The organism is Citrobacter koseri ATCC BAA-895 (assembly GCF_000018045.1).
Lineage (GTDB): Bacteria > Pseudomonadota > Gammaproteobacteria > Enterobacterales > Enterobacteriaceae > Citrobacter_B > Citrobacter_B koseri.
This window is the reverse complement of record NC_009792.1, coordinates 3,318,681-3,342,511: the sequence shown is the minus strand read 5'-3', so window position 1 is coordinate 3,342,511 and position 23,831 is coordinate 3,318,681. Positions and strand designations below refer to the sequence as shown.

The window sequence follows — 23,831 nt, the reverse complement described above, 5'->3', positions numbered from 1 at the left end:
GCCGGATAAGGCGGTTACGCCGCCATCCGGCAAAGGAGAGAGCGATGTATGATTTACTCCTGCGCCGTGCGCGTCTGGTTGACGATACGGTGGGCGATATCGCCCTGAAGGACGGCAAAATTGCCGCGCTGGGCAATATCCAGCAACCGGCGGCGAAAACCGTCGATCTGCGCGGCGAGTATTACGTTAGCGCAGGGTGGATTGATTCCCACGTCCACTGCTATCCGAAATCCCCGATTTATCACGATGAGCCGGACAGCGTCGGTATTGCGACAGGCGTCACCACCGTTGTTGATGCGGGCAGTACCGGCGCAGACGACATTGATGATTTCTACACGCTGACCCGTGAAGCGGCCACTGAAGTTTATGCGTTGCTGAATATCTCCCGCGTAGGACTGATCGCACAAAACGAACTGGCGAATATGGCCAATGTCGATGCGGACGCCGTGAAACAGGCGGTGAAACGCCATCCGAATTTCATTGTGGGCCTGAAGGCGCGAATGAGCAGCAGCGTGGTGGGTGAAAACGGCATTACGCCGCTGGAATGCGCCAAAGCGATGCAGAAAGAGAACGGCGATCTGCCGTTGATGGTACACATCGGCAACAATCCGCCGGATCTGGATGAGATCGCTGAGCGTCTGACGGCGGGCGATATCATCACTCACTGCTATAACGGCAAACCTAATCGCATTCTGACGCCGGGCGGCGAGCTGCGCGCGTCAATCACCCGGGCGCTACAGCGCGGCGTGCGCCTGGACGTTGGTCACGGCACTGCCAGCCTGAGCTTTGCGGTCGCGCAGCGCGCGATTAGCTTAGGCATTTTGCCGCACACCATCAGCTCGGATATCTACTGTCGTAACCGCATCAATGGCCCGGTTTATTCGCTTGCCAACGTGATGTCGAAATTCCTCGCCATCGGCATGACGCTGCCGCAGGTCATCGACTGTGTGACGGCAAATGCCGCTGATGGCCTGAACCTGAAAAGCAAAGGCCGCCTTGAGCCAGGTCTGGACGCCGACTTGACCCTCTTTACGCTCAGGCGCCAGCCAACCGTGCTGGTGGACGCTGAAAACGACAGCTTACAGGCTGAAAAATTGCTGGTGCCGCTTGCCGCCATCCGTGCGGGTAAGGGCTATGTAACCGAACAAGGGAGTGCTGAACGTGACTTCGATTTATGAAAAATACAATCTGAAACAAGTGATTAATACATCAGGGCGCATGACCGCGCTCGGTGTTTCCACCCCGCGCCCGGAAGTGGTGCAGGCGGCAATGGATGGCATGAACCAGTACTTTGAGATGAAAGATCTGGTCAATAAAACCGGGGAGTACATTGCAAAACTGCTGGATGTGGAAGGGGCGACGGTCGTCTCCTGCGCCTCGGCGGGAATTGCCCAGTCGGTAGCGGCGGTACTGGTTCAGGACAGCGACTGGCTGCTGGAAAACCTGCATGTTACTCCGATCGAGAATAACGAAATTGTATTGCCGAAAGGGCACAACGTTAACTTTGGCGCGCCGGTTGGTACGATGGTGGCGCTGGGCGGCGGTAAGCTGGTCGAAGCCGGTTATGCCAACGAATGTTCCGCAGCGCAGCTTGCGGCGGCGATCACTCCGCGCACGGCGGCGATCCTCTATATCAAATCTCACCACTGCGTGCAGAAAAGCATGCTCAGCGTAGAGCAGGCGGCGGTAGTCGCGCGCACGCACAATTTACCGTTGATTGTGGATGCGGCGGCAGAAGAGGATTTGCAGTGTTACTACCGCGTCGGCGCGGATCTGGTGATCTACAGCGGCGCGAAAGCGATTGAAGGGCCGACCAGCGGTCTGGTGCTCGGTAAAACTCAGTACGTCGAGTGGGTGAAACGCCAGACGGCGGGCATTGGCCGCGCCATGAAAGTCGGCAAAGAGGGCATCCTCGGGCTGACCTGCGCCATCGAACTCTACCTGAACGCGCAGAAAGAGAGCGGCGCGGAGATGGTCGAAAAAATGACGCCGTTCATTGATGCGCTGAATGCGCTTAATGGCGTGAGCGCCCGCGTGGTGTGGGACAGCGCCGGACGCGATATCGCGCGAACGGAAATTAAATTCGATGAGGCCGTGACCGGCATTGCCACCGGCGATCTGGTGGAAGCCCTCAAACAGGGTGAGTACGCCATCTATTTCCGTGGCTACAAAGCTAACGAAGGCATTATTGAGGCGGATGTCCGCAGCGTAAATCAGGCGCAACTGGAGATTGTGGCACGCCGTATTCGCGACGTGATTAATCAGGAGAAAAAAGCATGAAACTGACCCCTAACTTTTACCGTGACCGCGTTTGTCTGAACGTTCTGGCGGGTTCCAAAGAGAACGCCCGTGAGATTTATGCGGCGGCGGAAGGCCATGTGCTGGTCGGCGTGCTCTCCAAAAATTACCCGGATGTCGACAGCGCGGTGGCGGATATGCGCGAATACGCGGCGCTTATCGACAATGCCCTCTCCGTTGGCCTGGGGGCTGGCGATCCGAACCAGTCGGCGATGGTGAGCGAAATCTCTCGTCAGGTGCAGCCGCAGCACGTTAATCAGGTCTTTACCGGCGTGGCGACCAGCCGCGCGCTGCTGGGGCAGAGTGAAACGGTCGTTAACGGTCTGGTCTCCCCGACGGGGACGCCGGGCAGGGTGAAAATTTCTACCGGCCCGCTGAGCAGCAAAACGCCGGACGGCATTGTTCCCGTTGAGACGGCGATTGCCCTGCTGAAAGACATGGGCGGCAGCTCGATTAAATACTTCCCGATGGGTGGCCTGAAATGCCGTGATGAGTACAAAGCGGTAGCGGAAGCCTGCGCCCGTCACGACTTCTGGCTGGAGCCGACTGGCGGTATCGATCTGGAAAACTTTGGCGAGATTTTGCAGATTGCGCTTGATGCCGGCGTCAGCAAAATCATTCCTCACATTTATAGTTCGATTATTGATAAGGTGAGTGGCAACACCCGTCCAGACGATGTGCGCCAGCTGTTGGCCATTACCCGGACGTGTGCAGGTTAATAGCAAGAGTGAGGTAAGTGACGTGCGATTCCCCAACCAACGTTTGGCACAGCTGTTTGATATGTTGCAAAACGAGACGCTGCCGCAGGATGAGCTGGCGCAGCGGTTGTCGGTTTCCACGCGCACCGTGCGGGCGGACATTACTGCGTTGAATGCGTTGCTGACGCAGTATGGCGCGCAGTTTGTTCTGAGCCGGGGCAACGGTTATCAGCTCCGAATTGACGATCCGACCCGCTATCAAACCCTGCGGGAGCAGCAGCCGAGTACGCTGCGCATCCCGCGAACCAGCCAGGAACGGGTGCACTATCTGGTGGTTCGTTTCCTGACGTCTGCTTTCTCGCTCAAACTGGAAGATCTGGCGGATGAGTGGTTCGTCAGCCGCGCGACGCTGCAAAACGATATGGCGGAAGTTCGCGAGTGGCTGCGCCGCTATCATCTGACGCTGGAAACCCGCCCTCGCCACGGCATGAAATTGTTCGGCAGCGAAATGGCGATCCGCGCGTGTCTGACCGATCTCCTGTGGACGCTGGCGCAGCAGGACCCGGCGAACCCGTTGATTGTGGAAGAAGCGCTTAACGCGGGCGTGCCGGAGCAATTGCAGCCGATTTTGCAGGAAATATTTACCCGTTTTCGTATTCGCCTGACAGATGAAGGCGAGCTGTTTTTACGCCTGTATTGCGCCGTCGCGGTACGGCGCATCAGCGAAGGATATCCGCTGTCGGAATTTACCACGGAAGAGGTGGAGGACAACGTCTGCTTCGCGGCGCGGGATATTGCGGCGGTGCTGCAACACCTGGCGGATAAACCGCTGTCGGCGTCTGAAGAGAACTGGCTGAAGGTACACATTGCCGCACGGCAGGTGCAGGAGATTGCTCCCAGCGCCATCAATGCCGATGACGATGAAGCGCTGGTTAACTATATCCTCCGTTTTATCAACACGCAGTACAACTATAACCTGTTGAATGACAAACAGTTACATGCCGACCTGCTCACCCACATCAAAACGATGATCACGCGAGTGCGCTATCAGATCATGATCCCCAATCCGCTACTGGAAAACATTAAGCAGCACTACCCTATGGCGTGGGATATGACGCTGGCGGCCGTGTCGGGTTGGGGAAAATACACGCCGTATACCATCAGCGAAAACGAGATTGGTTTTCTGGTATTGCATATTGGTGTTGGGCTGGAACGTAGTTACAACATCGGTTACCAACGGCAGCCTAAAATCCTGCTGGTATGTGACGCGGGAAATGCGATGGTACGCATGATCGAAGCGGTGCTGGCGCGGAAATATCCGCAGATTGAGATCGTGAGAACCCTGACTCTGCGTGACTATGAGCAGCGGGACAGCATTGCCGAAGATTTTGTCATCTCTACCGCGCGCGTCAGCGAAAAAGATAAGCCGGTGGTCATGATTGCGCCATTCCCTACCGACTACCAGCTGGAGCAGATCGGCAAGCTGGTGCTGGTGGACAGAACCCGCCCGTGGATGCTGAACAAATACTTCGACGCCGCTCACTTTCGCATTATCGACAGTGCAATGGATCAGCAGACGCTGTTTAAGACATTGTGCGATCAGCTGCAAAGCGAGGGGTTTGTGGATGCGGAGTTTCTCGACTCGGTGGTTGAGCGTGAAGCCATTGTCAGCACAATGTTAGGCGACAGCATCGCCCTGCCGCACGCCCTGGGATTGCTGGCGAAGAAAACGGTGGTCTATACCGTGCTCGCGCCGCAGGGCATCGTCTGGGGAGATGAGACGGCGCACGTCATCTTTTTACTCGCCATCAGTAAAAGCGAGTACGAAGAAGCAATGGCGATCTACGATATTTTTGTCACTTTCCTGCGTGAGCGCGCCATGACGCGACTCTGCGCCAGCCAGAATTTTGCCGAGTTCAAAGCGGTAGCGATGGAGTGCGTGAGCCGTTTTTGAGAGGCGTTTTCCAGAAATGAATGTTAATGCAAATGTAATGCTATAACGCATTACATTTGTTTATCCTGAAGCAGAGAAACGGCGTTAAAGAGTGCGATCAACGTAAATGATGGACGACCTGGTTACTGCTGCCGCGCCAGATCAGCATCGGGTCTTTAAGATCCTGTACGAATTTACCGTCGACCAGCACGTTAATCAGATCCACAACCTGCATTTGCGCGGCGTTGAGTTCATCCAGCTTATAACCCGTCCATACCCATATGTCTTTGCCGGGGCACTCTTCGCGAATGCGTTGCACCAGTTTCAGAATGTCCGGTACGTTTTGGGGATGCAGCGGATCGCCGCCAGACAGTGAGATCCCCTGGCGTTTAATCCGCTCGTCGTTCAGATCGTTAATGATCTGGTCTTCCATCTCTTTCGTAAACGGTTTACCCGAATTGAGCCGCCAGGTGCTTTTGTTGTAACACCCAGGGCATTCATGCACGCACCCGGAAACAAAAAGAGTACAGCGCGTGCCGGGGCCGTTGACGATGTCGACGGGGTAGTACTGGTGAAAGTTCATAGTCTGTAACCACGCCGGGTGGCGCTACGCTTACCCGGCCTACAGTAAGAGTGCAGTCCGTAGGCCCGGTAAGCGTAGCGCCACCGGGCATTAACGTGACAGCGGATTAACCGATCTGCCCATTGCCTAAATGCTTAACGCGGCGCTTCACTTCTTCCTGCTTACCGGCGTTAAACGGACGCGCATCCGGGCTGCCTAAATAACCGCATACGCGGCGGGTGACTGAAACACGCGCGGCGTCGTGGTTACCGCATTTCGGGCAGGTAAACCCTTTGCTGGTGCACTCGAACTCGCCGGTAAAGCCGCACTCGTAACACTCATCGATTGGCGTGTTGGTTCCGTAATACGGCACATGCTGATAGCTGTAATCCCAGACGTCTTCCAGCGCTTTCAGGTTGTGCTGAATGTTCGGGTATTCGCCGTAGCAAATGAAGCCACCGCTCGCCAGCGGCGGATACGGCGCTTCGAAGTCGATTTTATCGTACGGGTTCACCTTCTTCTCCACGTCGAGGTGGAAGCTGTTGGTGTAGTAGCCTTTATCGGTCACGCCCGGCACGACGCCAAACTCAGCGGTATCCAGACGGCAGAAGCGGTCGCACAGGTTCTCGCTCGGTGTGCTGTACAGGCTGAAGCCATAGCCGGTTTCGTCTTTCCACTGGTCCACCGCCTGACGCAGGCGTTCGACAATGGCGATACCTTTAGCGCGCAGCGCTTCGCTGTCGTACAGATGTTTGTCGCCAAACAGCGCGTTGATGGTTTCGTGAATACCGATATAGCCCAGCGAAATTGACGCGCGGCCATTTTTGAAAATCTCGGAAACGTCATCGTCAGCTTTCAGGCGGACACCACAGGCGCCTTCCATATAAAGGATTGGCGCAACGCGGGCTTTCACGCCTTCCAGACGGGCGATACGGGTCATCAGCGCCTTACGCGCCAGCACCAGGCGATCGTACAGTAGCTTCCAGAACGTTGCTTCATTGCCACCAGCTTCCAGCGCGATACGCGGCAGGTTGAGGCTGATGACGCCCAGGTTGTTGCGGCCATCGTGAATCTGTTCGCCGTTCTCATTTTCCCAGACGCCGAGGAAGCTGCGACAGCCCATTGGCGTTTTGAACGAGCCGGTCACTTTCACCACCTGATCGTAGTTCAGGATGTCTGGATACATGCGTTTGCTTGCGCACTCCAGCGCCAGCTGTTTGATGTCGTAGTTTGGATCGCCAAACTTGTGGTTCAGACCGTCGCGAATCGCAAATACCAGTTTCGGGAACACGGCGGTTTTACGGTTCTTACCCAGACCTGCGATACGGTTACGCAGGATGGATTGCTGAATCAGGCGCGATTCCCAGCTGGTGCCGAGGCCAAAACCAAAGGTGACGAACGGCGTCTGTCCGTTGGCGGTGTGCAGCGTGTTCACTTCGTATTCCAGAGACTGGAAAGCGTCGTAGCACTCTTTCTCGGTACGGGCGTGCGCGTAGCCGTCAGCGTCCGGGATCTGCCACTCTTCGGCGGTCTTACGGTGTTTATTGAAGCTGGCGGTAACAAACGGCGCCAGCACTTCATCAATACGGTTGATGGTGGTGCCGCCATAAATATGGCTGGCAACCTGTGCGATGATTTGCGCGGTTACGGCCGTGGCGGTGGAGATGGATTTCGGCGGCTCGATTTCCGCATTCCCCATCTTAAAGCCCTGCGTCAGCATGCCTTTCAGATCGATCAGCATACAGTTGAACATCGGGAAGAACGGAGAATAGTCGAGATCGTGATAGTGAATGTCGCCGCGCTCGTGCGCCTGCACCACATCACGCGGCAGCAGATGCTGACGGGCGTAGTGTTTCGCCACGATACCGGCCAGCAGGTCGCGCTGGGTCGGGATCACTTTACTGTCTTTGTTGGCGTTTTCGTTCAGCAGCGCGGAGTTGGTTTGCTCAACCAGACCACGAATTTCCTGGTTCAGACGGCCACGTTTTTCACGTTGAATATCACGGTCATGGCGGTATTCAATGTAAGCGCGAGCGAGTTGTTTGTACGGCCCGGACATCAGCTGGTTCTCAACGGCTGTCTGGATCTCGTTGATATCAACCTGGCTGCGCTCATTCATCTGGTTACTAACGACTTCTGCGACGGTGGCGCAGTAATCTGCGTCATCGACTCCCGCTGCTTTAGCTGCACGCAGAATGGCTTCCTTGATGCGCTCTGATTTAAACGGCACTTTACAGCCATCTCGTTTCATCACATGCGGTGTCATGATCACTCCATATTTATAAGAACAGGTTATCCACAGAGGCTGAGGAAGTCTGCGTGGGTTTATTCATCTCTCTATCCAACGACTTCCCGCAATCCCGACCCACGTTATCCACAACATCACCGTTATGGCGTCGTGTTGTGTTTGTAGCAATTGTAGTCGATTAATACAACATATTGGGTCGGGTTGCATTTTAAGTTCTATATGTAGTGATTTGCATCAAAGATGTTTACGATTTTATTGATTCAGAACAAAGTAAAAATTTAAGAGTACGAATGGCGGGCGCTTGCGCTTAATGTAAATTTTTGGACTTAAAAATTGCGTAAAAATTCAACAAAATTCGGGCGTTAAGCCAGGCGTTCGTCAAACCGGTGCGAAAAGAAACGACCGGTTTGACGCAGGAGGGGTTATTGCGCTGTTGCGTTCATCCAGTGAATACCCGCATTGATAAATGCAGCAACAGCGACGATCCCCAAAACCAGGGGGACAAGCCGGGTGTTTTTCACCGCAATGGCGGGTTCTGGCGAAACCGAAGGCGCATCTGGCGAGAGCAGCGCAAGCACCTCTTCGGCAGAGGAAGCGTTGATGAGTGATTCACGCACTTTATCGTCCACCAGAGATGAGGTCAGCCGGGTTAATAATTGCATATGCGTACTGCCAGCTTCTTCTGGGGGAATCGCCAGCAGAAATACCAACTGCACCTCCTCGTCACCCTCAAGACCCGGCCACATGACGGGCTGGCGAAACAGGGCGACGCTAAATGCGGCCTGGACAACCGAGCCGCATTTCCCATGTGGGACAGCCAGCGACTCTCCCAACGCCGTGGGCCCTTCGCTTTCACGGCGCAGGACGCTATCAATAAACATCGCCTTGTCGTTGATCAGGCCCTGCCTGAACAGGGCGGCGGACATCTCCCCGATCACCGCTTCAGGAGTGCGGTGCGGCGGATCGATAAAAATCAGTTCAGAATGCGTAAGCGCGGACAACTCCATGTTATGCCTCCGGTTGCGTATCAGCGAGAATCCATACCGTTTGCCAGCCGGAAAGCTCGCAAGCGCCGTTGAATGCTGCGCCCGTCAGCAGATCTGTTCCTGTGACAGGCAGTGAAAGTGATTGTGGTATTCCTGTGACGTTCACGACGCAGTACAGCGTTTCGCCTTTTGTAGGATGCTGGCGAACGACGCCAAAGAGCGCGTCAGGCAATTCAGGAACGTGCTGCGAGGCGAACGGAGAAAATGCGGGATGCTGCTGGCGTATACGCGCTAACTTCGCCAGAGACGCGTAGATTCGGGATTGTCTCGTTTCCGGCGAGAGCAACTGCTCATGGAGCGTGGCAGCGTCCAGTTTTTCCCGGTTAATGCGGCGATTTATGCCCGATTCGAGCAGCCCGGTGTTGTCATTTTCACTGCCGAAGAGGCTGTGATAATAGATTGCAGGCACGCCCCGCAGCATAAAGAGGATGGCGTGCGCGGCGGTGAATCTGGCGAGCTGGTCGTCGGGACTTTCCCCTGGCTCGCTCAATGCGCTCAGAAAGTTGATGTTAAGTTCATACGGCGACTGGCTGCCGTCAGGGTTGGTTTTCCATGAAATACGCCCCTGCTTGCGTTCTACCTCGCTTATCAGAAACTGCCGCTCTTCTGCGCAAAGGAGATTTTCCACGGGACGCAGCCCGATGCCGTCGTGGCTGGCGAGGAAATTAAAAAAGGTCGTCTTGTCGGGAAACGCATCCTGTTCCAGACGTTGCGCCCACTGGCGTAACCAGCGTGCGTTACCGCGTAAAAAGGCATGGAGCGTCAGCGGCGGCAAGGGGAACTGATACACCATGTGAGCTTCATCGCCGTTGCCGAAGTAGCTGATATTTTCCTGATGCGGGACGTTGGTTTCCGTAATCAACAGGCAGTCAGGCCAGGTTGCATCCAGAATGGCGCGCCAGAGTTTAACGATCAGATGCGTCTGCGGCAGGTGAATACAGGTGCTGTTTCGCTCTTTCCACAAAAAACCGATCGCATCGAGCCTGATTGCGCGCGCGCCGCGCGCTGCGTATTCCAGCAGGATGTCGATACTTTCCAGTAACACGTCAGGTTCACGGAAATTCAGATCGATCTGATCGGCGCTGAATGTCGTCCAGATATGTACGGTTTCCCCCGTTTTGCGCTTGAATGGCGTAAGCAGGGGAAGGGCGCGTGGACGCGTGACAAGATGGTAGTCATCGTCAGGGTCGGCGCTAATAAAGTAGTGCTGATAACGCGGTTCGCCGTGTAAATAGCCCTGGAACCAGCGGCTTTGCTGAGAGATATGGTTAATCACGAAATCAAACATCAGATTAAAATCGCCTGCCAGCGCTGCAATGTCTGACCACTGGCCTAACTCTGGCGCAATGTGGCGATAATCTTTAACGCTGAAGCCATCATCAGATGTCCACGGGAACATGGGCAGCAGGTGAATGTCGCTGATGACGCCCTTAAGCCAGCGTGTCGAAAACTGATGCAGGCAGGCAAGAGCGTTTGCGTCCCCGCTATGGATACTGTCGCCATAAGCAATCATCCACACCCGGCTCTGATCCAAAGGCGCGGTGATTTGCTCTCGTAGCTTCCAGCGTTGACAGAGTTGCTCGATTTTCGCCGCCAGCGCGTACCGATCCGCATGGGGATAAAGCTGAGCTAACGTGTTTTTGATGAAGGTATGATGGGCGTTCTGGCTCATACTTTTTCGTTACGCTCCTGATGAGTAAAAAGAAAATCACACGTACTGCAAGGCAAAATGGTGGTGCAATCTGCGACAGGTTCTTCCAGATAATTGATCTGCGGAATATTTCTTAGCGAATGCGGGAGCGGCACCGGGTGCTCTCCGGCATTGAAAATGCGAATGATTGTTCCGTCTACCGTATGGGCATGGGGGATTGCGGAAAGCATCAGCGGTTCGGGAAGCGTCAGCAGACTGAATGTTTCCGGCAGCGAGCGCGAAGCAAAATTGAGCGTAAAACGCTCCAGGCGGTTGTCCAGCGTGTTCAACGTCTGATTTTGCCAGGTGTATGGCTGGCGCGTCACGCGGGTTTCAAGATGCCTTAACGTCACAGGGGCGGCCCGATCGGCGAGCGCCAGCGTCAGGCTGAAATGCAGCGGTTTAAGCAGCTGCGCGTCGGGCGTGTTGACGACGGTATTATTAATGCCGGAAGCGCGTCCGGGTCGCCAGTCAAGATCGTCACGTCCCAGGACTCCCGTTGATTTAAACAACGTTAACGCTATCTGCGCCGTCCCGTTCTGGCATATCTGAAACTCTTTCATGCCCAGGCTATTGATGATGAGCGAGCGGTTGTTTTCCTCGATGGCGATAATGCCCTCGCTGGTTTCAATATCGACCGGCTTTTCCCGATAGTGCTGACGCCAGTCGGCTGGCGCATCGGCAACAGGACGCCGGATGACGGCAAAGGGCTGAGAGGCGATGGATTCCGTGGTGCGAATATCGCTGTTGATGAGTAAGCGCAGGCGGTGATCGCAGACGGTGTTTTCCAGCGAAACGTCGATAAAAAGCTGAGCGTCATGCTGGCGAAGCTCGCAGACAAGGCGTACAGGGTAGGGCTGAACATCCTGCGCCGCTCGCGCCGCCAGCGAAGGGGGCAGCATCAGCGTGGCGCTTAGCGTCATCCGTTCAATGTGCGGGCCTTTCTCGCAGTCAATAAGCGTAAATGTGTGGCAGCGCTGCGGAACATCGCCCTCCAGCGGCGAAAAGTCATAGCTATCGCCCGCATCCGCACAGTCTTCAAAGGTCAGCAGGTCGGATATTACCCGGCCGTTGCGCTTATCATGAAGCGACAGCGAACCGGCATGCAGCGCCAGCCGGTAATCGTTGTTTTCAATGGCGCTTTCAGCGCAGTTGCGCATTGCAGGCGCGGTGCGTGACGATTCCTGCACCTGAATGTGGGTATAACCCAGCGGCGGTAACGCTGGCGCGTCAATAGCGACCTGCCAGCGGTAATAAGGCGGAAGTTCGACCTCTTTTTCGCCCTGCACAGTAACCTGAACCGTGCGCCCGCCGGAGACCTGCGTGCGTTCGAGAACGCTGAACGGAAGAGGACGCGCATGATGGCTGAGTTCAATACCGTCCGTACGGCTATATAATGTGGCTTTGATAATGCCCGACCAGGCGGTGGCGCTGGGGTTGATGACGAAAAGATCGCCCTCTTCACAACTGGCGGTCGCCAGTTCTTTTACGACCAGATTCCACAGGCTATGGCTAAGCTGTTCCGTTTGCTCAAGGCGATGGAGAATGTCGCGATTGGTGGCATCGCTGTTACACCCGCCGATGGAGTCATGCGCATGATTACGCAGAAGGTTTTTCCATATCTGATCAACCCATTGCACGTTGACCTCAATGCCCTGATAACGCGCCAGCGCAATGGTGGGTTCGAGCTTGCCTAACAGGAACTGTTCAACATCATAATTCTTCTTTTTGATGTCGTAACGTACTGAACCGATTGTTTTATGAATGCGGGTATAGCGGGGAGATTTTAATTCCCCTTGCCAGCGATCATATCCTGATGCCTGTTGTCGAAGGCGGTCAATGTACGCTTCCAGAGAGGAGATCTGAAAACGATCGCCTTCAGGGGAACATGCGCTGGCGATACGCAGTATCTCCGGCAGATGGGGATCAATATTGACCTGGTCGCCGCCGCAGGGCAGGAGCAGATCGTTCAGGCCGGAGCGTTGGCGGATGTGGTTAACGATTGGGAATATTTTGTCGTGCAGATGCGCGTCGTCTGCACGAATATTTTTTGCCGCGCCATAGCCGAAGGGCATGGCGCAAGCGATAACCTGCGCGCCGGACGGCGCTTGCCAGATGAACTGACTCTTTTCGACCTGCGTATCATGGTTGATGCCCCGCCAGAAAACGATGTTATCAAGGTTACACCCGCGAAGCAGGGTCGGGAGCTGGCTGTTATGGCCGAACGTATCGGGTAAATAGCCGACCATCATGGCATGACCAAGTTTACGCGCGGAAAGTATCCCGTATTTCAGGTTGCGAATGATGGATTCGCCATGAACATTATACGTATCCGTCTGGGTGTACCACGGGCCGATAAAAAGCCGTCTGTCGGTGACCAACTGTTTCAGCCGCTCGCAGTATTGAGGGTTGACGGCCAGGAAATCTTCCACGACAGCGGTTTGGCCGTCGAAGTGGTAACAGGTATACGCAGGGTTCTGTTCCAGGGTTCGGATCACATCCGCAAAATTCCAGGACGCGAGAATATTGCTATCCTGCAAGGTGAAATACCATTCCTGATCCCAGTGCGTATGGGCGATGACGTGAATGTTGCTCATTTCTACTTCCTGAATTATTTGGCGATCTTAGGGCTGGCGAAGAGCACGCCCAGCGCGCATACAAGAGAACCGGCAAACACGCTGATCAGATACCCTGTGACATTTGTCGCCAGCGGCCATCCCCAGATGGCAGGCAACGGCAGCGATTGCTTCACGCCGAGTGCGATAGCAATAAGCGCGCCGGACATCGCGCCGACCATAAAGACCGGAATCAGGCGTGGATTTTTCAGGATGAAAGGAATGGCGCCTTCTGAAATGCCAATGAATCCCAGCAGTAAAGACGTACCGCCAACGGTTTTTTCTTCGCTGCTAAACACGTTGGGCAGGCCAAAACGGTTATTCAGCAACGCCGCCAGGCCGACGCCGATAGATGGAATGACGATCGCCAGCTCTCTGGCGGTTAAATCGAAGGTTTCGCTGACGCCGTTGAGCCCCAGCGCCACCGAACCAGCGGCTTTATTGATGGGGCCGCCGAGGTCGAAGGCCGTCCCTGCGGCGATCATCATGGCGTAAAAACCGCGCCCGGTGTCGCCAGCGGAGGTGAAAAACTCGACCATCGCCTGGTTGATTGCGCCAAAGAAGGGGTTGATCAGGTACTGCATAACGATGACGAGCGTAATGCCGGTACACAGCGGCACGATAAGCATCGTTTTAATGGTGGTAAGTTGGGCGCGAACGTTAATGGTATTGTTGAGCCACTGCACCAGATGACCGACAAAAAAGCCGATGGCGATGGCGCCGAAGAAGCCTGAAGGCATAAAACCGTCGAGATCAAAAAAGCGTTTATAGACCTCGTCGGACATAATGCCGCCGATAAGTCCGGGGATCAGCGCAGGTTTACCGGCAATAGAGAACGCGAGGTACATGGCAAAAACCGGGTACATGAACTTGATCACCATAAAGCCCAGTTTATCCAGCACCTCGAACGGCGTACCGGCAATTGGAATAAACTGCCCGGTTATTTTGGCGACCGCCATCAGTAATCCGCCGAGGACGACGACCGGGAGCATATAGCTGATCGCCGCCATAATATGGCCGATGAAGGTCTGCCAGGCGGAGCGAGCCTCTTCCTGTTCTTCACACGCGGCCGTTACGGTTTTATCCATCGCCAGCGCCTGACGCAGGTAACGATCGGTATTTTTGATCAGTTCCTGAGTGCGTATTTTGAGATGAGGAACGTTATCGAATCGTTCAGCGTCCTGGATGGGAACATCGATTGCCAGAATGACGGCATCTGCGCTGGCAATATCTTGTCGGGAAAGCTTGTTTTTGACGCCATCGCTTCCTTGTGTTTCCACTTTGACGATGACGTTATTTTCTTCTCCCCACGCTGCAATTTTGTTGGCAGCCATAAAGGTATGAGCGATGCCAGTCGGGCATGCCGTTATCGCGACGACTTTTTGCCTTGTCATTGTAAAACCCCTAACAATAGAATTGCAGAAATTATAAAGAGAAATAAAAAAGGCAATAAAAGGTTTGATGGTACTAATTGCGTATCACCATACCTGTTGAATAGAGTGTGATTCGCATTCCAGTGTTATAAATACGATATTGATAGAATATATTATATTCGTAGGTTAAGGGTGGGTTTTATGAATTCCTTTCAGGGTAGTGAAAGATTAATATTTGAGTATATTCAGTGTCATGCTCATGAAATATCGGGTATTTCAGCTAAGGTGATTGCGAGCGAAACATTCACCACTACAACATCCGTTAATCGGGTGTGTAAAAAAATGGGATACCGGAGCTATACCGAGCTACGGTATCAGTTTTCTCGCGACAGGTTAATAGCCGAACCCGTAAGATATGTTGTTGGTGATGAAAAAGAAGAGACCATTACACAGCTGTGCAACATACTGGTTAATTCCAGCCATATCTTCTTATATGCGCGCGGCGCGTCATTGACCAGCCTGAATTATTTGTCGCGTTTTTTGTCGCTGGCGAGCTTGCCGCACCTCATTCTCAATGATGTTCATCAGCTGACGCGTGTCTCTAAAGGTACGCTGGTGTTGATCAGCAAATCGGGTGAAACGGCGTCGTTAGTCGAAATGGCGCGAAACGCGTTACGTAAGGGATTAAAAATCATTGCGATTACAAAACGAGAATCCACGTTAGCGACGATTTCAACATTATGCTGGCCTCTGGATATTGATATTGACGCAATCTCGTTATATCAACGAGAAGGCCAGCTGGAACTGCTGACGGTAGTAGACCGCATCGGATGTTATCTGCTGCAATACGATGCGGCATAGCGCGTTAAAGCTGTTTTACGATACCAAGACGTACGGCGTAATCATTTTCATGATGACCGTCGTCATTGATATAGGTTTTATCAAGAGAGACCAGCTCGACGTACGGCGTCCAGCCATCGTCCAGTTTGTAGTTGAACGCGAGGGTATGTTCCCAGTAAGTATCGTCGCCCGTCCCCTGATCGACGCCATCCTGATAGCGGAAACGGGGGTTATAAGACATGCCAAAGTTACCAATATTGTAGGCAAACCATATATCGAACTGATGAGATTCACGACGTGTATAACCGCTGCCGTCTAACTCTCTGTCGCTGTGCGCATCGTTCACCGTGTTGTAACGATAACGGGCAGAAAGGTTGAGGCCATTATCGAAGGATTTCCAGCCCTGAATAAAAGGGCGATAATGGGTATTACTGGACGTAAATACGGTGACCATCCCCGGAGCGACCGAGTAACCGTCACCTAAATCAAAGCGCCAGCGAGTTTCTATTTCCTGGGCCGCTTCGGTCACGCCTTTATCATCGGAGCTGTAGCGATCGGTATCGCCAAAAAACGTATCGTTATGGTTTTGCGCAGCTTCAACGGAGAAATAAAAACCATTGTCGGCCTGGTGCATGACTTTAATTCTGGAATCATTAGCTTCTGAATTGGTATTATGACCAAAACGCAAATCAACAGAGGTATTACCGCACCATCCCTGGCTGCTAATGAGTAAAGCTGAAAGTAAACTTAACTTAATAAGAGGTTTATTCATGATATCCTGCCGGTTATATGATAAGTGTCAGTGGCAGGTCTATTTTTGTTTTATTCTTTAGCGCGTGTAAATTTTATGATGGTACATTCTAAGTATCACTATACGCGGCATTTTTTTACGCTGTCAGAAAGACGGAGAAAATATCTGTGGGCTGAATAATCCGGGATACAGACAGGTCTGTCCGTATCCCGTTGTGATTACTTTTGCAACCACCAGACGGCCTCAAACGGGCGTAACGTCATGGCGGCTGGGCGGGTGGCAACCTCGTCGTAGTTGTGCATCAGCGCCTGCCAGTTTCCTTCGTGATGCTCTGGCAACCAGGCCTGACAGGCGTTGCTCAGGTTGGCGACCACCAGTAGCCGCTGCCCCTGCCATTCGCGGCGATAGCACCATACATGCGGGCTGTCCGGCAGCAGATCCTGATAATTCCCCCAGGTTAAGACCGGCTCTGTTTTGCGCAAGGCAATCAGTCTTTGATAGGTGTAGAACACCGAGTCTTCATCATTTAGCGCCGCCGCCACGTTGATGTCCGCATAGTTATCGCAGAGGTTGATCCACGGCTCGCCTTGCGTAAACCCTGCATTCGCGCTGCTATCCCACTGCATGGGCGTGCGGCTGTTATCGCGGGATTTGCTGGCAAGAATAGCCAGTAAATCATTGGCTTCCCGGCCCTGGGCGCGCAACCCGGCAAACATGTTGTGGCTTTCCACGTCACGGTAATCGGTGATGTGGGAGAAATGCGGGTTTGTCATGCCAATTTCTTCGCCCTGGTAGATATAGGGCGTACCCTGCATACCGTGCAGCACCATCGCCAGCATCTTCGCCGCCGGAACCCGCAGTTCGCCTTCGTCGCCAAAGCGCGACACGATACGCGGCTGATCGTGGTTACACCAGAACAGGGCATTCCAGGCAACGTTATGCATCCCCTGCTGCCAGTGGCGAAACAGTGCTTTTAGCGCCACGTAATCCGGCTTTGCCAGCGTCCATTTCTCGCCGCCGGGATAATCGACTTTCAGATGATGGAAGTTAAAGGTCATCGACAGCTCGCTGCCATCGAGAGCGGCATACCGCTGACAGTTTTCCAGGGTGGTGGATGACATTTCGCCCACCGTCATCAGGTTACGCGGAGTAAAAACGTCACGGTTCATCTCGTGCAAGAACTCATGCGCGCGCGGCCCGTCGGTGTAAAAGCGGCGACCATCGCCGTCCAGATCGTTCGGGAAACGCTGATCCTTGGAGATGAGGTTCACGACATCCAGGCGCAGCCCGTCCACGCCGCGATCGGCCCAGAATTCACACACTTTTTTCAGCTCAGCGCGTACCGCCGGATTTTCCCAGTTCAGGTCAGCCTGCTCCGGGGCGAAAAGGTGCAGGTAATACTGTTCGCTCTGGGCATGCCAGCGCCAGGCGCTGCCGCCAAATTTGGAGCGCCAGTTATTGGGCGGCGCATCCGGCGTACCGTCGCGCCAGATATAAAACTCCCGGTGCGGACTCTCTTTATTCAGCGCGTTATGGAACCAGGCATGCTGCGTGGAGGTGTGGTTAAACACCATATCCAGAATAATGCGGATGCCGCGCGCTTTGGCCTGCGCCGCCAGTTCGTCAAAATCATCCAGCGTGCCGTAGGCCGGGTCGATGGCGGTGTAGTTCGCGACGTCGTAGCCGTTATCAATCTGCGGTGAAACATAGAATGGCGTCAGCCAGATAGCATCCACCCCCAGTTTTTGCAGGTAATCAAGACGCTGCGTAACGCCGCGTAAATCGCCGGTTCCGCTGCCGGTCGTGTCCTGAAAACTTTTGGGATAGATCTGGTAAATAACGCCGTTTTGCCACCAGTGGGGAAGGGTATTCATGCTTGTAACCTACATATGCGATGGGGCGCAACTGCGCCCCGAAGAAGAATCAGACAATCTGCAACGTGCCCTGACGGTACTTACGCTGATAGATAACGGAAGTCAGCACGATTGGGATGACGACCGCGATCGCCATCGCCATGCTAAACACCTGCCAGTAGCTCGGCTGGATGGAAAGGATGCCCGGCAAGCCGCCGACGCCGATCCCGTTCGCCATGACGCCGTTCAGGCCGCATAACAACCCGGCGAGGCCAGAGCCGATCATGGCGCACAGCATCGGGAAGCGGTATTTCAGGTTGATGCCGTACATCGCCGGTTCGGTCACGCCGAGGTAGGCGGAGATGGCGGCCGGAACGGAAATTTCGCGTTCGTTGTGCTTACGGCTGGAGATAATAATGCCCACCACAGCGGAAGCCTGGGCGATATTCGACAGCGCAATCAACGGCCATACCGGCGTACCGCCCATGCTCTGAATCATCTGCATATCGATAGCCAGCGTAGTCTGATGTACGCCGGTAATGACCAACGGAGCATACAGGAAGCCGAACAGCGCCGCGCCGACAGGGGCGAAACTCCCGGTCATCAGATGGCGCACCGCAAAGGCCACGCCATCGCCAATCATGCGGCCAAACGGGCCGATAAAGGCGTGTGCGAGAAAGACCGCGAGGATCAACGAGCATACCGGCACTACCACCAGATAGAGGTAATCCGGTACGATGCGCTTCATGCGCGTTTCAATAAAGCCGAGCGCCAGACCCGCCAGCAATGCCGGGATGACCTGCGCCTGATAGCCGACTTTCGCAATGCTGAACATGCCGAAGTCCCACACTTCAGGAGCCTGCTGGCCCAGCAGATAGGCGTTCATCAACTGCGGCGACACCAGCGTTACGCCGAGTACGATACCGAGGATCGGCGTGCCGCCCATTTTCTTCACCGCAGACCAGCAGATCCCGACCGGCAGGTAGAAGAAGATCGCTTCGCCGATCAGCCACAGGAAGTCGTAGATCGTTTTCAGCGCGGGATGCATCTGCGCCAGCGTCTGGCCGTTGCTCATCGGCAGATCGCCGATCACGTTGCGAAAACCTAAGATCAGACCGCCGCTGATCAGCGCAGGCAGCAGCGGGAAGAAGATCTCAGCGAAGTGGGAGATCAACTGCTCGTGCCATTTCATATTCTGCCGCGCGGCTTTTTTAGCCTGCTCTTTGTCGGCGTGCGCCTGACCGGTGGTCGCCAGCAGCGCGTTGTAGTAGTCGCCAACGTCAGTGCCAATCACCACCTGGAACTGCCCGGCGTTGGTGAAGCAGCCTTTAACCATCGGTAATTGTTCAATTTCTTTCGGTCTGGCATTTGCTGGCTGGTTCAGCACAAAGCGCAGGCGAGTAATGCAGTGGCTCACCGTGGCGATATTGTCTCGCCCGCCGACCAGTTCAATCAGCTGGTCTATATCAGCTTGTTTTACTTTGCTCATCATAAAGCCCCGTGGCAGATGAAATGTGTCCCTGTAAGCCGGATGATAAGACGCTTTAGCGTCGCCATCCGGCAGCTCTTACGTTGTTGGCGCAAGAGTATATCTTCGGTGAATATTAAAAAATGGGAACGTTCCCGAAACGCAGCGAAGATCACAAATTACCGTTCAGAAAAGAATCAGGAGAGGGTAGACGGAATGACGATCTGGCGGGGATCGCTGCGGCCGTTGATTTGCTCGATCAGCTGTAAGGCCGCTTGTTTCCCGGCTTCAGCGTAACCGGGATCAACCGTGATAATCTCCGGGTGGAGAAATTTCATCAGCGGCGTGTTCCCGACGCTCGCCAGTTGCAGAGAATCGATACGCTGTTCCTGCAAATATTTACTGGCGCCCAGCGCTAGCGTATCGGTCGCGCAGACCAGCGCGCTGGTGTCTGGCGTAATGACATCCGCAGCGTGCTCATAGCCTTGTTTCATCGCCAGGCCAGGCAGAGCGGCGACAGGGTGCAGTTTATTTTTTTTGCAGAAACTCAGATAGGCTTCGTGACGGCGCTTACCGGTCGTGACGTCGCTGTGAGGCACGCCGAGAAAGCTGATCGCCCGATGTCCCTGGTCATACAGACGCTGCATTAAGGTATGGATAGCGCCTTCGTCGTCATAGCACACCGACGCAAAACCACTGGCGTCCCTTGCCAGCAGCACCAGCGAGGCCTGCCAGGGCGCAAGCATCTCCTCGCAAATACCGGTAAAACCGAACAGCACCACGCCGTCAATATTACGCCGTCTGAGCATCCCCAGGTGTTCTTCTACCAGTTCTGGCGAGAACTGACTCTCCATCATGATGGGATCGTAACCCTGCTCGTAAAACGCGGGCAGCATGGTCTGGACGGCGAGGTTTTCTGACAGGGAATCCAGACGGGTAACAATAATGGCGACCACTTTATCACTTTGCCCGCGCATGGCGCGTGCGGAACGGGAAGGGGAAAAACCATGTTGATTCATTACGGCTTCCACACGTTCACGAGTCCGTTCACTTACCCCGCTTTCGTTGTTGAGCACGCGGGAAACGGTGGATTTCCCTACGCCGCTTAAGCGGGCAATGTCTTTAATGGTCAGCCGATTCTGCATCCTGTTTTCCCGTGGTGCGCATCAAGTTGTGTCAAAAAGAGTAACTTTACTCAAGCCAGGGGCAATGGGTAAAGTCTGGTTTATACGCTTCATCCTTCAAGCTAAATGTTTTTGTGTATACGTTTGGTTTAATTACACGGCGGTATCATACCGCCATAATTGCCACAAACCTTATGGTTTTCTGCGTATAATGCGCGGCGCCAATCATTCACTTACCGGAGGCTGCATGGATCCCGAACCCACCCCTCTCCCGCGATGGAGAAATAGCCCTTTCCGGTAAGCCTGTTTTTCACTGTCTTACCGGATACGTAAGGCAGTGACGTTCCCGACGTCCCTGTTATCGCTTTAAATTATCGTCAGGTAAGGCTTTGCCGCGCCTGAGAGATGTTTCTGCGCCGCTTTTTCGGCGCGGAGGGACTGCTTATGCTGAAAAATATCACCCGCGAGCTGTTTGCTCGCCTTAACCGTCATTTACCTCATCGTCTGGTGCATCGCGACCCCTTGCCCAGTGCGCAGAGCGTTGCGAATACTCCGATTCCCCCGTCATTGAGCGATCGCTGCCTGAAAATGGCGGTGATGGAAGAGGCGGCGCTCTGGCGCGCATTCGATGCGCATCCTGAGGGGCTGAATGTCGCAGAGGTGGAGGATGCGCGCGAGAAATACGGTGAAAATCAGCTACCCACACAGAAGCCGACTCCGTGGTGGAGACACCTGTGGGTCTGCTATCGCAACCCTTTCAATATCTTGCTGACCATTCTCGGCGTCATCTCCTATGCCACGGAAGATCTGTTTGCCGCAGGCGTTATTGCGCTGATGGTCGGGATTTCGACGCTGCTGAATTTTGTGCAGGAAGCACGCTCGACCAAAGCGGCTGATGCGTTGAAGGCGATGGTCAGCAATACCGCTACGGTGCTGCGCGTTATCAATGAAAAAGGCGAGAACAGCTGGGTTGAGCTGCCCATCGACCAACTGGTGCCGGGCGATATTATCAAGCTGGCGGCGGGCGATATGATCCCGGCGGATTTACGCGTTATTCAGGCGCGCGATCTGTTTGTCGCGCAGGCTTCGCTCACGGGCGAATCTCTGCCGGTAGAAAAAGTGGCGACGACCCGCGACCCTAAGCAAAGCAATCCGCTGGAATGCGACACGCTGTGCTTTATGGGCACCAACGTGGTGAGCGGAACGGCGCAGGCGATTGTCATTGCAACGGGCGGCGAGACCTGGTTTGGTCAACTGGCTGGCCGCGTGAGCGAGCAGGAAAGCGAGCAAAACGCGTTTCAGAAAGGCATCAGCCGCGTCAGTATGCTGTTGATCCGCTTTATGCTGGTCATGGCGCCTATCGTGTTGATCATTAACGGCTATACCAAAGGCGACTGGTGGGAAGCGGCGCTGTTTGCGCTCTCGGTCGCGGTAGGCCTGACGCCGGAAATGCTGCCGATGATTGTCACCTCCACGCTGGCGCGCGGGGCGGTGAAACTGTCGAAGCAAAAAGTCATTGTTAAGCACCTGGACGCCATTCAGAACTTCGGCGCGATGGATATTCTCTGCACCGACAAAACCGGCACGCTGACTCAGGATAAAATTGTGCTGGAGAACCATACGGATGTCTCCGGCAAGCCCAGCGAACGCGTGCTGCATTCCGCCTGGCTGAACAGCCACTACCAGACCGGGTTGAAAAATCTGCTGGATACCGCAGTGCTGGAAGGCGTGGATGAAGAGTCTGCGCGTCAGCTCTCCGGGCGCTGGCAGAAAATTGATGAGATCCCGTTTGATTTTGAGCGTCGCCGGATGTCCGTAGTGGTGGCGGAAGAAGCCGATGTGCATCAGCTGGTGTGCAAAGGCGCGTTGCAGGAGATCCTCAGCGTCTGCACCCAGGTGCGCCACAATGGCGATATTGTGCCGATGGATGACAACATGCTGCGCCGGGTGAAGCGCGTAACGGATACGCTGAACCGCCAGGGGCTGCGCGTGGTAGCCGTTGCCACGAAGTATCTGCCTGCGCGGGAAGGGGATTATCAACGCATTGATGAGTCTGACCTGATCCTCGAAGGCTACATTGCGTTTCTCGATCCGCCGAAAGAGACGACCGCTCCGGCGCTGAAGGCGCTGAAAGAGAGCGGAATCACCGTGAAGATCCTCACTGGCGACAGCGAACTGGTGGCGGCGAAAGTATGCCATGAAGTCGGGCTTGATGCGGGCGATGTGGTGACTGGCAGTGATATCGAAGGGCTGAACGATGATGAACTGGCGGAACTTGCCGCGCGCACCACGCTGTTTGCCCGCCTGACGCCGATGCACAAAGAGCGCATCGTCACGCTGCTGAAACGCGAAGGGCATGTGGTTGGCTTTATGGGCGATGGCATCAATGATGCTCCGGCATTGCGTGCGGCGGATATCGGCATTTCCGTTGATGGCGCCGTGGATATTGCCCGCGAAGCTGCGGATATCATCCTGTTGGAAAAGAGCCTGATGGTGCTGGAAGAGGGCGTTATCGAAGGGCGTCGCACGTTCTCCAACATGCTGAAATACATCAAAATGACCGCGAGTTCTAACTTTGGTAACGTCTTTAGCGTGCTGGTGGCGAGCGCATTCTTGCCCTTCCTGCCAATGCTGCCGCTGCACTTACTGATTCAGAACCTGCTGTACGATGTATCCCAGGTGGCTATCCCGTTTGATAACGTGGATGACGAGCAGATCCAGAAGCCGCAACGCTGGAATCCCGCCGATCTGGGGCGTTTTATGATCTTCTTCGGGCCAATCAGTTCGATTTTCGACATCCTGACCTTCTGCCTGATGTGGTGGGTATTCCATGCGAATGTGCCGGAAGCGCAAACCCTGTTCCAGTCGGGTTGGTTTGTCGTCGGGCTGTTATCGCAAACATTGATTGTGCATATGATTCGCACGCGCCGCGTACCGTTTATTCAGAGCCGCGCCGCATGGCCGCTGATGCTGATGACGCTGGTGGTGATGGTGGTGGGTATCGCGCTGCCGTTCTCGCCGTTGGCGGGCTATCTGCAATTACAGGCGCTGCCGCTGAGCTACTTCCCGTGGCTGATCGCTATTCTCGCGGGTTATATGACATTGACACAATTAGTGAAAGGTTTTTATAGCCGTCGTTACGGCTGGCAATAATCCAGAATAATGGCTGCTGCGGCAGCCATTACGCTTTTCTATACTCCGTAAATATATCCTCACGAAAGTTCCTGTTTTATTTTTTTTGAAATACTAAAGAGTGTGACGGATCACAATTTTACTCCTCTTTCAGACATCTTTTTATCAGGAAAAAGACCTTCATTGCAAAAATGAAACAG

At 54.4% G+C, this 23,831-nt stretch carries 17 protein-coding genes; 7 read left to right on the top strand and 10 right to left on the bottom strand.

What is annotated here, in order from left to right:
- Window positions 1–44 precede the first annotated feature (44 nt).
- The 4 genes from CKO_RS15335 to CKO_RS15320 are packed head-to-tail and all read left to right on the top strand — an operon-like array spanning window position 45 to window position 4,950.
- A complete protein-coding gene (locus CKO_RS15335; RefSeq protein WP_012134364.1) occupies window positions 45–1,178 on the top strand; it encodes an amidohydrolase/deacetylase family metallohydrolase in 1,134 nt (377 codons plus the stop codon).
- Window positions 1,162–2,280, top strand: a complete 1,119-nt coding sequence (locus tag CKO_RS15330) for a DgaE family pyridoxal phosphate-dependent ammonia lyase (RefSeq protein WP_024130774.1) — start codon at window positions 1,162–1,164, stop codon at window positions 2,278–2,280. Before CKO_RS15335 ends, CKO_RS15330 begins: the two co-directional genes overlap by 17 nt.
- Window positions 2,277–3,017 (top strand): 2-dehydro-3-deoxy-phosphogluconate aldolase, encoded by a 741-nt coding sequence (gene dagF / locus CKO_RS15325; RefSeq protein ID WP_012134362.1) that lies wholly within the window; start codon window positions 2,277–2,279, stop codon window positions 3,015–3,017. The genes CKO_RS15330 and dagF overlap by 4 nt, the downstream gene beginning before the upstream one ends.
- Before the next feature lie 22 nt (window positions 3,018–3,039).
- Window positions 3,040–4,950 (top strand): BglG family transcription antiterminator, encoded by a 1,911-nt coding sequence (locus tag CKO_RS15320; protein ID WP_024130773.1) that lies wholly within the window; start codon window positions 3,040–3,042, stop codon window positions 4,948–4,950.
- Window positions 4,951–5,047: 97 nt separating this feature from the next.
- Here the strand turns inward: CKO_RS15320 and nrdG are convergent, their stop codons facing one another.
- The 6 genes from nrdG to CKO_RS15285 form a co-directional block, all read right to left on the bottom strand.
- On the bottom strand, window positions 5,048–5,512 hold the full coding sequence (gene nrdG, locus CKO_RS15315) for an anaerobic ribonucleoside-triphosphate reductase-activating protein (RefSeq protein WP_012134360.1): 465 nt from the start codon (window positions 5,510–5,512) through the stop codon (window positions 5,048–5,050).
- Window positions 5,513–5,618: 106 nt separating this feature from the next.
- Complete coding sequence (gene nrdD / locus CKO_RS15310) at window positions 5,619–7,757, bottom strand: anaerobic ribonucleoside-triphosphate reductase (protein WP_024130772.1); 2,139 nt, start codon at window positions 7,755–7,757, stop codon at window positions 5,619–5,621.
- Window positions 7,758–8,161: 404 nt separating this feature from the next.
- Window positions 8,162–8,746 carry a fructose PTS transporter subunit IIA gene (locus tag CKO_RS15300; RefSeq protein ID WP_012134357.1) on the bottom strand — a complete coding sequence of 195 codons (585 nt, stop codon included), beginning with the start codon at window positions 8,744–8,746 and terminating at the stop codon, window positions 8,162–8,164.
- Window position 8,747: 1 nt separating this feature from the next.
- Window positions 8,748–10,457, bottom strand: a complete 1,710-nt coding sequence (locus tag CKO_RS15295) for a sugar phosphorylase (protein ID WP_012134356.1) — start codon at window positions 10,455–10,457, stop codon at window positions 8,748–8,750.
- Window positions 10,454–13,072 carry a glycoside hydrolase family 38 N-terminal domain-containing protein gene (locus tag CKO_RS15290; RefSeq protein WP_012134355.1) on the bottom strand — a complete coding sequence of 873 codons (2,619 nt, stop codon included), beginning with the start codon at window positions 13,070–13,072 and terminating at the stop codon, window positions 10,454–10,456. The genes CKO_RS15295 and CKO_RS15290 overlap by 4 nt, the downstream gene beginning before the upstream one ends.
- 14 nt (window positions 13,073–13,086) lie before the next feature.
- Window positions 13,087–14,484: a PTS fructose transporter subunit IIC gene (locus tag CKO_RS15285; RefSeq protein WP_012134354.1), complete on the bottom strand. Its 1,398-nt coding sequence runs from the start codon at window positions 14,482–14,484 to the stop codon at window positions 13,087–13,089.
- A gap of 180 nt (window positions 14,485–14,664) precedes the next feature.
- On the opposite strand from CKO_RS15285, the gene CKO_RS15280 reads away from it, so the two are divergent.
- A complete protein-coding gene (locus CKO_RS15280; RefSeq protein ID WP_012134352.1) occupies window positions 14,665–15,324 on the top strand; it encodes a MurR/RpiR family transcriptional regulator in 660 nt (219 codons plus the stop codon).
- Between the two features lie 4 nt (window positions 15,325–15,328).
- Here the strand turns inward: CKO_RS15280 and CKO_RS15275 are convergent, their stop codons facing one another.
- The 4 genes from CKO_RS15275 to treR all read right to left on the bottom strand — a co-directional run bounded on the left by CKO_RS15275 (window position 15,329) and on the right by treR (window position 20,520).
- Complete coding sequence (locus tag CKO_RS15275; RefSeq protein ID WP_047459367.1) at window positions 15,329–16,075, bottom strand: oligogalacturonate-specific porin KdgM family protein; 747 nt, start codon at window positions 16,073–16,075, stop codon at window positions 15,329–15,331.
- A gap of 197 nt (window positions 16,076–16,272) precedes the next feature.
- The gene (treC, locus tag CKO_RS15270; protein WP_012134350.1) at window positions 16,273–17,928 is read right to left on the bottom strand and encodes an alpha,alpha-phosphotrehalase; all 1,656 of its coding nucleotides are present in this window, start codon (window positions 17,926–17,928) and stop codon (window positions 16,273–16,275) included.
- Window positions 17,929–17,977: 49 nt separating this feature from the next.
- A complete protein-coding gene (gene treB / locus CKO_RS15265) occupies window positions 17,978–19,396 on the bottom strand; it encodes a PTS trehalose transporter subunit IIBC (RefSeq protein ID WP_024130770.1) in 1,419 nt (472 codons plus the stop codon).
- A 176-nt stretch (window positions 19,397–19,572) separates the two neighbouring features.
- Window positions 19,573–20,520, bottom strand: coding sequence for a trehalose operon repressor TreR (gene treR / locus CKO_RS15260; RefSeq protein ID WP_012134348.1), 948 nt, complete (start codon window positions 20,518–20,520; stop codon window positions 19,573–19,575).
- Between treR and mgtL the strand changes: the two genes are divergently transcribed.
- Both mgtL and mgtA read left to right on the top strand, forming a co-directional pair.
- On the top strand, window positions 20,492–20,800 hold the full coding sequence (gene mgtL, locus CKO_RS23810) for a mgtA regulatory leader peptide MgtL (RefSeq protein WP_071818874.1): 309 nt from the start codon (window positions 20,492–20,494) through the stop codon (window positions 20,798–20,800). The two genes, treR and mgtL, sit on opposite strands and share 29 nt — an antisense overlap.
- Before the next feature lie 143 nt (window positions 20,801–20,943).
- Complete coding sequence (mgtA, locus tag CKO_RS15255; protein WP_048902443.1) at window positions 20,944–23,652, top strand: magnesium-translocating P-type ATPase; 2,709 nt, start codon at window positions 20,944–20,946, stop codon at window positions 23,650–23,652.
- The last annotated feature ends 179 nt before the right edge of the window (window positions 23,653–23,831 follow it).